Below are 11,277 nucleotides of genomic sequence, written 5' to 3'. Positions count from 1 at the left end.
AACGCAATCAAATTATATAACAATAAAAGATTACATTTATCTTTAGACTATAAAACACCTAATTACGTGCACCAAAGTGCCGCTTAAATTTTAATATTAATCTGTAGCCGTATTTTAGGACGTGACATTAAAACAAATAGTATACATAACGAGCCGAAATCCCTGATAATTCAGTGCGGATTTAGAGCGAATTATAAAGTAGTTCTTTCAATTTGAGTGTTATGTTACTGTTGATGATATATTTGAGATAATACATACTATATTATGAGTACAAGCGGCCAAAAAACTGGGTGCTTTTTTTACAGAAGCTTTTTGAAAAACCCCAAATTCAAAACTAGTCAAGATACGTTCTGATATAGATCGAAACCCATTTATAAGTAACAAATCCTATTGATAAATAAATTAAAATTTAATTTACTGATTACTAGTAAAATAAACACTTTTTTTTTATTTGTGATTTCATTTTTGGATGTAATAAAAAAGTGTCAATTCTTTTATTTATCCCTTAAATTCAAAACTTTACACACTTAATCAAACTCATTCAATGAATTTTTCGGGTTAGGTCGGATGTACGACAAATTTCCTTTTTTTTAATAATTTTGTAATTTATTGAGAAACAAAACAATGGACTTTAAAGAACAAGCGACCGCAATACTTGCCAAACATATAGAAGCATGAGAATCTAACCCAAATCGTATGGAAAATGGTTATCAATATGAACCTACCTATGCAGCTATGATGAAGAAGATTGAGCAAGACATGTTACAGCTATCTGCAGGAAAAGTTCCTAAAGGTAAGAACTCAAAAAAACTCTACCCCCAATTCAGACAAATAGAAATCAGTAAGTCCTAGGTGTTATCCATAAGCTCGAGTTCAATGAATATCTGTAGTCTGGCACAAGAATCATGTGTTATATGGAGCTATATTTGGTGTTTTCTAAAGCCTCTCAAGTACTTCATACTTTAACAGCTTGTCAAGTTAATACTAAACAGATAGAACGGATTTGTCGTCAGTATGGTCTATTAATCAGATGATCGAAGACCACCTCTACAAAGAATACGAAGCAAAAAAACGAATGTTCTTCATTATGTTAGTGTAGATGGAGCGATGTATCTAACAAGGGGAGAGAGTTGGAAAGAAAATAAATTAAGCAGAATATATCAAGCTGAAAATCTTATACAGACTTGTGAAAATTGCAGCTTATTGACATTCTGATTACATTATCCATCTTGGTGATCATAAAAGTTTTCTTAAAAAGGTGGACTATCATTTAGAAAAACTAAACTCTCTAGTCTTTATAACCGATGGGGCTAAATGGATATGGAAAACTATCCAGAGAGCATACAGATTGTAGATTTTTACCATCCTATAGAACATTTATGTGATTTTGCCAAACTATATTTAAAACTGATCAAAAAAGATATAGGTGGGTTGATACAGTATCAGAAATGATGCTTACCAAAGGAATAGCCTATATTATTAAACATTAGGGGTAACATCTCTTTTTATTACACCAAACTAATAGAAACTACAACCAATGAAACAAGAACAACAGCTATTATATAAAATCATGCGTAATTTTGAAGGCGTGCAAAAGATAGAAATTTTTGATCTTTTGCATAGAATGGAGGTATTGTTATTTTATGCCAAAAGTCTTTTAAAAGTGGATCATCTTAAAAGAATTATTACATCCGATATGGATCAGGAAAGCGAAGTAGATCTCTTGGGATTTACCATCTTACCGAATGGGAATTTTTGCGATTTGAAGGAGGTAATAATTGGATTCATATTTATAAAGAGGTAAAACGAGGTTTTAGCAGATGAAACCCTATCACTAAATAGTCGATCCTTAAAAAAGATTTTTTAAGGATCGACTATTTTAGGATATATTTTGACTAGTTTATTCAATAGTAAGATAGACTACCTAACATTTATAAATCAACGTCAGAATTTTCTAACAACTTATGAAAAGACTTGATTTTTTCATCCTCATTAATTAGTTTATCCATGCATTGCTCAAGGAAACAAAGAAAAGTTTGTTTTTCTTCTTTAGAAAAACCTTCTGTAAGGTAGTTAATTACACCAAGTCTTGATGGTTGTGTTTTATTTACTAAAGTAATTCCTTTTTTAGTAAGTTTCAATCGTTTTTTCCTTCTATCCTTGTTGTCTTCGTATTGTCTAATGAGACCCTTATCTAGAAGTATATTAATTAGGTTAGTTATATTTGCTCTTGTAACGTTTAAAGAATCTGCTAATTCACTAGCCATAAGATCTTTTTCGTGCTTTTCTCTTTTAAAAAAAGGTAAATTAGGGTTGTCTGCAAGGTGTAATAAAATAAGCCATTGTTGCGTTGTTAACCCTACTTTTTGATATACTTCATCCCCTATTTTCTTTAACTGGCTAGAAAGGTCTAAAATGCTTAATACTATTGATTCTTCAATACTTTTTTTTATCATATTTTTATTTATTTCGTTCATAATTGATGACCTGGTAAAATTCTAAAATATTATACCGTGTTCTAATTAAATAGGTTTTTTATAACCTGTATTTGGGTTTTTATAAATAAGTCTTTGCTAGGGGAAACGTTTTTAAATGTATTGGGAGGATAGTGAGTATATGATGCATAGGAAGGTGCGTATAACTCAAATCGCTGCCGTGCATTATAATTTTGCATAGAAACTTTAGAACGATAATCACGTAGTGCCAGCAAGTCTAAATAACTATTAGCAACCATACTTTCTCCAACAGCTGCTTCAGAAAGGATATGACCTTCATAATGTACAATTTTTGACGCTCCATTAGTACTCGAATGTGGGATATCTATTCCTTGAATACCGGCAGAATTTGCTGAAACTAGATATGCCATGTTTTCAATTGCTCTAGCTCTCTTTGCTATTTCTTTGTGAGTTAATTGCGGGCTTCCTACTTCAGAAGACGAGTGCAAAAATACCTCAGCACCACGCATCATAAGACATCGGGCAATCTCTGGATATAGAATTTCTTCGGAGGCAATACACGCAAGTTTTCCAAGTTTCGTATCTACTACCGGAAATAAAGAGTCCTCTCCATATATGTTTATATATTCATCCAGCACATCATGTGGGGTTGGCGCAAACATAGAGTTTAATCGCCTGTATCTTAGGATCAGTTCTCCCTGATCATCAATTATAAAACTACTTTGAAAATATAAATCAGGAAAATGAGGATCAATTTCATAAAAATTTCCAGATAAAAAGATCGCTTCTTTTACACAAAACGCCTTCATTTGACTGAATAAGTCATCATCTATCGATATACAAGCTTTTTCTTGCCATTGCGATATACTCTCCCCAAAGGGAAAACTGGTTAAGAAATACTCTGGGAATACTACTAATTTTAGATCTGGACCAATAAAACGTTTGGATGCACTTACCTGACTCAATACCTTTTGTAATGATTTTTGCATGTGTTGACGACTTGTAATACTATCTTTACAAGAATTAATTGCCAAACATTCGGTCTGTAGAGCTAGAGCTTTATATTGTTTTATCACTGGGTTGAATTTTAATCTTTCTTAAAAATACACAAAATTAGTTAATTACATTAATTATTTATTAGGCAAAAGTACTATTAATTATACGTTCTTCATTAATTAAAATTAATACTAGATATAGAGGAAGACCTAATCTATAATTTCAAATTTTAATTGAGTTACCGGTTTGTTTTTCGGAATTTTAGTTTTCTCAATAATTTGCCAACTTATACCAGCTGTGTCCGAAAAAACAAAAGAATCTTCCTCAAATTCATTTCTTTGAATTTTGGTGCATGTAAGATTCTGGTGATTCAATACCAGTTGGTATATGTAATCTAGTTTTGGAGTGTAAAAAGAATGCAAAGTAATTCCCTTTTCGCCAATACGCTGATGTTGGGATTTATTAGGTCTCAATCCGTTGGGTATAAAAAACTTTAACTTTCCGCAAATGTTATTGGGTGACACAAAGCCTTGATACCAGTGACTAAATCCAGGCTCCATTTGAAATACCTCCTTAGGACCCTTAAGCCAGTCGCCATCAAGAGTTGGTTCTTCTTCAGCTTGCAATCCCAAAGCTGTGGATAGATAGGATATTTGATCCAATGAGGTTGCATTGATTATAAAATCATGATGAGTAAACTCACTTGTTCTTAACTTGGTACTCTCTTCAATGGTACCATATCCCGGTATTAAGTAACCATAACGTTGAAAAAAAATATGATTAAAAAATTGACCGTAAACTGCATTTTCGCGAACCAATACAGGACGGTTAAAAAAATCACGTTCTCCTGTATTTAAACCAAAAAGGTCATCTGAAATAGGTTCTGTAGCAAACCAAGGTTTTTTACCTACGCCTCTGGCTGTTTGGTAGATGTCATATAATCTGAAAATATCATGCGTTCTCATAACTGCCATTCTTGACCCAATAGTTTCGATAGAGGCATAACCTACACCTTCACCTAATGGTTGTTTCCATTCTAATATCCGTAGTAGTCCATGACTATCAATCTTGCCATTTTGCAAACGGTAAGAGGTAAGCCCTGAGTTTACTCCATAAAGCTTTTTAGCTTCAGAAGCAGAAATAGAAGCACTATGGGTTATCTGAAAACCAAAATCAGCAAAATATTTTTTAGCATAGGTTGCATCATCTGTACCTAGCATCACCTCATATACTCCGCTAATAACTGTTTTGGGTAATTCTTTTTTCTGAGTAGTCATAGTAATCAAACTAAATGAAACAAATTGTAATTGAAAATAATTTTCTTCTCCTGATCTTTTTTTACACCATCAATACTAGTTTTCCAAAATTTTCACCAGTATACAGCATTTTCAGGGATTCGGGGAATTTTTCTAGACCGTGTATAAGGTGTTCTTTAGCAAATATTTTTTTTTCGTTAATCCAATTAGAAATTTCATTAATAGCGTTTGGCCAGTCTTCAGCATAATCAAAAACGATAATTCCCGTCAAGTGACCCCTTGCTGTTACAATCTTCATATAATTTTTTGGACCATAGATATTGTTCATGTTATTGTATTGAGAGATGGCTCCACAAATAACAACTCTAGCTCCTTTGGCTAAATTAGCTAGAGCAATATCCAAGGTAGGCCCGCCTACATTATCATAATAGATATGGATTCCTTCTGGAGCATATTCTTTTAATTTTTCATCAATATCCTCTGTCTTGTAATTAATCACTTTGTCAAAACCACATTCGTTTAATAGATATTGGCATTTTTCATCACTGCCTGCCGAACCAATAACAGTACATCCTTTTATTTTAGCAATTTGTCCAACAGTAGAGCCAACTATTCCTGCAGCTCCCGAAATATAAATTACATCTTCTTTTTTTGGTGTGCCTTTTTCCAAGAGTCCAAAATAAGCAGTCATACCTGGCATACCTAAAATACCTAAATGAAGACTAACTTTTCCTTTTGATATATTTAATTTAGTTAAATTTTCACCATTACTTATAGAATATTGTTGCGCACCTAAAAGCCCAGACACATATTCACCTTCTTTGAACATATCATTTTTTGAGCGGATTACTTTACCCGCAGAAAATGAACGCATAACCGCTCCTATCGATACACCCTTAATATATGTAGTACCTTCATCCATCCATCCACGCATGGCAGGGTCTAATGATATCGCTTCAATCTGTACTAATACTTCATTGGGTTGTAAGTCTGCTAATGGCTCGGTTACAATATCAAAATTGTTATTTTCAATCAGCCTTTTTGGCCTGCTTTTTAGTATTACTTTTGTATTGATCATTGTCTTTTCTTACAATTAGAAGAACTTAAATTAATAAAAAATAGTTAATATTATAAATAATTAACTAAATTAACTATTATATTTGACTTATATGCATTCTATTACAAAGAAATACATTCAAATAGGCACAAAAAAAGTTTTTGTTCAAATCTTAGGTACTGGTCCTGCAATAGCTTTATTGCATCCGTCGCCACATTCATCAAACATGCTGTTACCATTAGCACAACAGCTTGCCGAAAATTATACGGTTATTTGTATCGATACACCAGGTTATGGAAAGTCAGATCCGTTGGAAGAAGCACCTAAAAACGTAGGTGTCTACACAAAGGTGATTCACAAATTATTCAAAGTATTGGGACTAGAAAGAATTGCGCTCTATGGTACAGCGACCGGTGCACAGATTGCAATTAGATATTCTTTGAAATACCCAGAAGATATCTCCCATCTCTTTTTAGACAACTCCGCACATTTTAATGATGACTTTCGGGCTGACATTTTGAAACATTATTTTCCTGATTTTACACCTCAAATGGATGGTAGTCATCTCACCAAAATTTGGACTATGGTTAGTCATATGGTTCAATATTTTCCTTGGTGTTTTCAGAAGGATGAATATGCACTTAATCGTCCGTCAATATCAGCAGAGGTATTACAGATCATTTCTATGGACTATTTGAAAACGGGTATGACGTATCATTATGCCTACAAGGTTGCTTTTGAACATGAGCGTGCTGAGTATGTACAACAACTCGAAGTATCGACATCTATTTTTAGATGGAATGGTAGTATCATTGCACAATATATCGATGATTTAATCAAACACGATATGCCTCCTAATGTTCAAGTTTTATATATTGAAGGTAATCCTGATGAGCGGGTTAATGTAATGACAGAACACATGAAGTCAAAAGCTTTAAATTTATCCGAAGTCGTGCTAGACTTTAGTTCTGAGATTCAAGTTAAACCTAAAGCAATTTTATATAAAACAAACGATAAAAGTGTTCCACAAGTCGAATCAGATGGTAGCCATTTTTTGAAGGCATGGACTATTTTGAAAAAATACAATGTATCGTTCAATGCTAAAAAATTACAAACTTGCCTTGTGGATTGGTATGCTAATGAATAATTTATGAAGCTATGATTCATTCAAAATTTGAAGCTGAATATCATAAGATTGTCATCGTCGGTATCAACAGCGGTATTGGCCAGGCATTATTATCGCAATTCTTAGAAAGTAAGGCAATGATTTTTGGTCTGGATATTCAAAAAATATCTAAAGCTTCAACTCATGCTAATTTCCAATATTTTCAAGTGAACCCTTTGGATATTGATGATATGCTAACTGTTGTTTCAAAAATTGAAACTAAAGTGTCTCAGATTGATAGCTTGATCAATTTGTCAGGTACGATAAAATCATTTAAAACTATAGCGTCTTCCACAGTTGAGGACTGGAATGAAACCTACGATATCAGCTTTAAAAGTTGCTTTAATGCCTGCAAACTATTTTCTCCTTTACTAAAGAAATCCAATGGTTCGGCTATTGTAAATATGTCTTCAGGTTTGGCATTTATCGGTCAGAAAAATTATGGCCCATATAGTGCGAGTAAAGCAAGTGTATTATCATTGAGTAAAACTTTGGCAACAGAGTTAGCACCGAGTATAAGAGTGAATACTGTTGCACCAGGTGCTGTGAATACAGATTTTATATATCAAAAGGACGGTTCATCACGTTTTGATATAGAACAATATCAAAGGATGATTCCATTGGGAAGTATAGCAAAACCTGAAGAAATAAGTTCAGTGATTTTATTTTTATTAAGTACTGGTGCATCTCATATTACCGGTCAATGCATTCATATCAATGGTGGTGCGATGATGCTCTAATTGTAGTTTTCTAGTTTTTTATTATTAATCTATAAATTCCTCGACGTTCTGTGTCGAATGTAGGAGAAAAGTTTGAAAACCTGAGGTTATCATTAAATCTAACGTATTTTTTTCTGTTGAATACTCCTATGACTCTTCATTGCGAATTCTTTATTTCATTCAAAGTTGATATATGGATTTTTTCGTGATACGTTTTTTATAAATACGAACTACGCCAATAGCTAAAACACACATAACAACACCGTAAACACCAGCTGTTGCACCCATTTCCGGGCTGTTAAGAAGGTTAGGAGAAATAGCAATTGTCATTCCTAAAACATTATTTTGCATACCACTTTCAATAGAGATGGTAGCGGATTGTTTTGTTGAAATTTTCATCACTCTGGACGAAAAAAAGCCAATACAGAGGGTTAAAAGATTTAATAAGATGACACCAACAAACGAGGCTTTTATGAATGCCCAACTATCACCGATTTCTTCAAGTTTCATAACCATCAGAATTAGAGCTAATATGACAACTGCAATCGAACCCCATTTTATAGCAGGTTTTGATTTTTTGGCAAATTTTTCAAACTTGTAAATAATCAGCATACCAATAAAAACAGGCAGCGCAGTAAGTTTAAAAATATTAAAAATCGTTTTTCCCAGCGGTAACACGATTGTTGTTGTTTCTCCTAAAATATAATTAAGAGAAAATACTAAAATTATCGGAATGGTAAAAACAGTGATGATACTTGACAAGGCGGTCAAGGAAATAGAAAGAGCAGTATCTCCTTTGGCTAAATGAGAAAATAAATTTGAAACGGCTCCTCCCGGACAACAGCTTACTATCATCAATCCCATGGCAAAAATAGCATCCATAGGTACCAAAGATATAATGGTAAAAGCAATTAACGGAACCAATAGAACCTGATTAAAAAGGCCAATAAAAATAGCTTTAGGACTTTGACCTATATTAATGAAATCTTTTAGGGTTAACGTCATCCCCATACCTAACATAATCAAAAAAAGTGTGATTTGCAGCAGCATTGGGATATGTGATAATAAGTCTTTCACCTTTGATGATTAATCTTGTTGGCTTTTCCAGAAATTTAAAATATCTGATGCTGAAGCTGACCATACTTCGTGATGACCAGTTAAGAAATCTAATACTCTTTCCAGGTATTTAATACGATGAGGTTGTCCTAATACCCATGGATGGATATTAAGACTTAATATACGTCCACCTTGGGTTTTGGTTTCCTCTAAAAGAAAATGAAATGCATCTTCAACTTGATCTGCCCAATCTCCTGCAGTATGTAAGTTGTTAAGTATTATAAAGAAATCTTCTAATTCTGTAGAAAGTGGCATAGCCGTGAGTTTCCCATTTTTAACATTAAAATCATAAGGCATCTCATCATTGACCCAGTCACAGAAATAGGTAATACCATGTGCTGCCAGTAGATCAGGAGTATTCTCTGATTCGCTTTTTGCTGGACTAACCCAACCTTTAATTTCTTGTTCAGTTAATTTTCTCAATCTATCTAACGAACGTTTTACCTGTTCATTTTCTTTTTTGATATCTAGCCCGCCATAGTGAAGTGCATCCATATGATACCCATGACAGATAATCTCATCACCGCGTTCCTTTAATACACTCGTCAAATATGGAATACGCTCCGCCAGCCGAGTATTCACAGCAAAAGTAGGACGAATGTTATATGTATCAAAAGCTTTAAAAAAGCGATAGATTCCTACACGATTTCCATAATCCCGTAGACTAAAATGTCTCAGATCCGGATATGGTTTGGTCATACCACCAGGAGCTTTGAATGGTATTCCTTTCTGATTTAATGGAAAAAATTGGAGGTTTACATTAACCCATAATGCAATCTTCTTACCATTAGGCCAACTGATTTTTTTTCTATCCGTGAGCATAGACCATTCATAACGGTCGTGATCCATACCATATGAGCGTTGCGGATAGGATAGATAGTCTTTATCTAATGTCGTCATAATGTATTCTTTTTTGCTGCTACATCAACTAAAGTATTATCATAGTAGTTTTCAAGAAAATACGATGCAATCTCTTTTCCTGTAGTAACCCAAACATCCGTGTGTCCTGTGATATATTCCAAAGCTTCTTCATATGCTTTAATGCGATGTGCATTACTAACCTGATAATTATGTGTTGGAATACACATAACTGTACCACTTTCCTGTCCTTCTATATATAGACGGTCAAAATTTTCTTTAAGTTCCTGTCCGTAGCCTCTAGGTGTCATCTTCTGAACCAAATATGCTATTGTATCATTCATTTCCAGAGAATAAGGAATGGATACAAAACGTTTTCCGCTTCTTAAATTAATTGGAGTAGGTTGATCATCGTGAAAGAGATCACAAGAGTAAAATCCGCCATCCTGACCAAAAAGCGCTGTCCCAACTTCGGCAAAAAGATCTAATGTGTTTTCAGAATGCGAAAGAGCAGGTGCCAGATAACCAGCACATTTTTGTCCTGTGTGTTTATAGATCGTCTCCATGGAGTCTTTGATCATATCACGTTCTTGTTCTTCTGTCATACCATAAGTATACCTAGTATTATAGATGCCATGGCTAAAAAATTCCCAATCACGTTCTTTACATAATTCAATAATTTCCGGATGGTGTTTACATAATGCAGTCGATAATGAAATAGAACCTTTGATACTATACTTGTCTAAAAGCTCCATTTGTCTTGTATGACCTACACGATTTCCCCAATCTCTACTTGTATACCCTGGTAAAGCAGGACTTGGTTGTGGCCATGGTTTTCTAAAAGGATTATCAGGAGGATTCAATTCGTAAAACTCAATATTGGGTGCTACCCAAAATGCAACTCTAGCACCATTAGGCCATGCTATTTTTGGTCGATTTTCATAAGGCCAGTAGTCATAATATCCAGGGTCTTCTTTCATCTTTTTTTTAGGCTATTCATCCATTCAAAAACTTCAAAAACTTCAAGTACATCACAATATTTTAAAGAGAGGTCGGTAAGGTTGGCGTAATGGTAACTCTCGTGCTTGTCGGCGACACATTCTTCTGGTATTATAGTTCGGTAGCCTCTGGAAAGTGAATCGACTCCTGCCGCACGAATACAGCCTGATGTTGAACCTCCAGTTAAGACTACTGTATCTACTTTATGCCAAATTAATAAAGATTGAAGTGGGGTTTCAAAAAAAGGTGACGGCATTCGTTTTCTATAAAAGACATCTTTGTTCTGATCCGTTTCCAGACGATCATCTAGTTCTGATCTCTCTGATCCAAATTTGATATTTTGGAGGCTGTCGGGAGTGTTTGTACGCGTACCCCAGACTCCTGCATCCTCTGCGGATTCCATATAAGCAACATTGGTCCAGATAACCGGCCATCCCATTGCTCTAAATTTTACAGCTAGTTGATTGATATATTTTAACTGATTTGGATCATTTTCGTATGCCGTTTTAAATAGATCTGTTCTTGTATATGCCTTCTGGAGATCTATATTGACCAAAGCAGCTTTTTCTCCAAATCCAAAACGCTTTCTTACTGGATTTGCCTTGACTTCATCATAAATTTCTTTTGCTGTTTTATCTGTACTTTGCATGCTAAA

Annotated in this window: 12 protein-coding genes; 4 read left to right on the top strand and 8 right to left on the bottom strand. The window is 34.1% G+C overall.

Translation table 11 applies throughout. The annotated features are described in order from the left end of the window. Nucleotides 1-696: 696 nt before the first annotated feature. Nucleotides 697-852, top strand: coding sequence for a hypothetical protein (locus F0000_RS27780; protein WP_188112130.1), 156 nt, complete (start codon nt 697-699; stop codon nt 850-852). A 685-nt stretch (nt 853-1,537) separates the two neighbouring features. Beyond that, the gene (locus F0000_RS14525; protein ID WP_149625449.1) at nt 1,538-1,804 is read left to right on the top strand and encodes a hypothetical protein; all 267 of its coding nucleotides are present in this window, start codon (nt 1,538-1,540) and stop codon (nt 1,802-1,804) included. A gap of 127 nt (nt 1,805-1,931) precedes the next feature. On the opposite strand, the gene F0000_RS14520 is transcribed toward F0000_RS14525, so the two are convergent. From F0000_RS14520 to F0000_RS14505, 4 genes are all read right to left on the bottom strand, one after another. Beyond that, nucleotides 1,932-2,477, bottom strand: a complete 546-nt coding sequence (locus F0000_RS14520; protein ID WP_149625448.1) for a MarR family winged helix-turn-helix transcriptional regulator — start codon at nt 2,475-2,477, stop codon at nt 1,932-1,934. A 41-nt stretch (nt 2,478-2,518) separates the two neighbouring features. Next, nucleotides 2,519-3,532: a nitrilase-related carbon-nitrogen hydrolase gene (locus tag F0000_RS14515; protein ID WP_149625447.1), complete on the bottom strand. Its 1,014-nt coding sequence runs from the start codon at nt 3,530-3,532 to the stop codon at nt 2,519-2,521. 129 nt (nt 3,533-3,661) lie between these two features. Further along, nucleotides 3,662-4,729 carry a hypothetical protein gene (locus F0000_RS14510; RefSeq protein ID WP_149625446.1) on the bottom strand — a complete coding sequence of 356 codons (1,068 nt, stop codon included), beginning with the start codon at nt 4,727-4,729 and terminating at the stop codon, nt 3,662-3,664. A gap of 61 nt (nt 4,730-4,790) precedes the next feature. Further along, entirely contained in the window at nt 4,791-5,786 is a 996-nt protein-coding gene (locus F0000_RS14505; RefSeq protein ID WP_149625445.1) for an NADP-dependent oxidoreductase, read from the bottom strand. 91 nt (nt 5,787-5,877) lie between these two features. On the opposite strand from F0000_RS14505, the gene F0000_RS14500 reads away from it, so the two are divergent. Both F0000_RS14500 and F0000_RS14495 read left to right on the top strand, forming a co-directional pair. Beyond that, nucleotides 5,878-6,912 (top strand): alpha/beta fold hydrolase, encoded by a 1,035-nt coding sequence (locus tag F0000_RS14500; protein ID WP_149625444.1) that lies wholly within the window; start codon nt 5,878-5,880, stop codon nt 6,910-6,912. An 11-nt stretch (nt 6,913-6,923) separates the two neighbouring features. After that, a complete protein-coding gene (locus tag F0000_RS14495; RefSeq protein ID WP_149625443.1) occupies nt 6,924-7,670 on the top strand; it encodes an SDR family NAD(P)-dependent oxidoreductase in 747 nt (248 codons plus the stop codon). Nucleotides 7,671-7,829: 159 nt separating this feature from the next. Here the strand turns inward: F0000_RS14495 and F0000_RS14490 are convergent, their stop codons facing one another. The 4 genes from F0000_RS14490 to F0000_RS14475 are packed head-to-tail and all read right to left on the bottom strand — an operon-like array spanning nt 7,830 to nt 11,271. Continuing rightward, on the bottom strand, nt 7,830-8,726 hold the full coding sequence (locus tag F0000_RS14490) for a bile acid:sodium symporter family protein (protein WP_149625442.1): 897 nt from the start codon (nt 8,724-8,726) through the stop codon (nt 7,830-7,832). Nucleotides 8,727-8,735: 9 nt separating this feature from the next. Next, nucleotides 8,736-9,665 (bottom strand): polysaccharide deacetylase family protein, encoded by a 930-nt coding sequence (locus F0000_RS14485; protein ID WP_149625441.1) that lies wholly within the window; start codon nt 9,663-9,665, stop codon nt 8,736-8,738. Continuing rightward, on the bottom strand, nt 9,662-10,603 hold the full coding sequence (locus tag F0000_RS14480; RefSeq protein WP_149625440.1) for a polysaccharide deacetylase family protein: 942 nt from the start codon (nt 10,601-10,603) through the stop codon (nt 9,662-9,664). Before F0000_RS14480 ends, F0000_RS14485 begins: the two co-directional genes overlap by 4 nt. Beyond that, nucleotides 10,600-11,271, bottom strand: a complete 672-nt coding sequence (locus tag F0000_RS14475; protein ID WP_149625439.1) for an isochorismatase family protein — start codon at nt 11,269-11,271, stop codon at nt 10,600-10,602. Before F0000_RS14475 ends, F0000_RS14480 begins: the two co-directional genes overlap by 4 nt. Between the last annotated feature and the right edge of the window lie 6 nt (nt 11,272-11,277).

This window comes from Aquimarina sp. RZ0 (assembly GCF_008370685.1).
In the GTDB taxonomy this organism is placed as follows: Bacteria; Bacteroidota; Bacteroidia; order Flavobacteriales; family Flavobacteriaceae; genus Aquimarina.
The sequence above is the reverse complement of the archived record's forward strand: the minus strand, read 5'-3'. Positions and strand labels throughout refer to the sequence as shown.

What these genes read in the sequence shown, in the direction of transcription:
- F0000_RS27780 (WP_188112130.1), top strand. Translation starts at nt 697, where the DNA reads ATGGAAAATGGTTATCAATATGAACCTACCTATGCAGCTATGATGAAG.
- F0000_RS14525 (WP_149625449.1), top strand. Translation starts at nt 1,538, where the DNA reads ATGAAACAAGAACAACAGCTATTATATAAAATCATGCGTAATTTTGAA.
- F0000_RS14520 (WP_149625448.1), bottom strand. Translation starts at nt 2,477, where the DNA reads ATGAACGAAATAAATAAAAATATGATAAAAAAAAGTATTGAAGAATCA.
- F0000_RS14510 (WP_149625446.1), bottom strand. Translation starts at nt 4,729, where the DNA reads ATGACTACTCAGAAAAAAGAATTACCCAAAACAGTTATTAGCGGAGTA.
- F0000_RS14505 (WP_149625445.1), bottom strand. Translation starts at nt 5,786, where the DNA reads ATGATCAATACAAAAGTAATACTAAAAAGCAGGCCAAAAAGGCTGATT.
- F0000_RS14500 (WP_149625444.1), top strand. Translation starts at nt 5,878, where the DNA reads ATGCATTCTATTACAAAGAAATACATTCAAATAGGCACAAAAAAAGTT.
- F0000_RS14495 (WP_149625443.1), top strand. Translation starts at nt 6,924, where the DNA reads ATGATTCATTCAAAATTTGAAGCTGAATATCATAAGATTGTCATCGTC.
- F0000_RS14485 (WP_149625441.1), bottom strand. Translation starts at nt 9,665, where the DNA reads ATGACGACATTAGATAAAGACTATCTATCCTATCCGCAACGCTCATAT.
- F0000_RS14480 (WP_149625440.1), bottom strand. Translation starts at nt 10,603, where the DNA reads ATGAAAGAAGACCCTGGATATTATGACTACTGGCCTTATGAAAATCGA.
- F0000_RS14475 (WP_149625439.1), bottom strand. Translation starts at nt 11,271, where the DNA reads ATGCAAAGTACAGATAAAACAGCAAAAGAAATTTATGATGAAGTCAAG.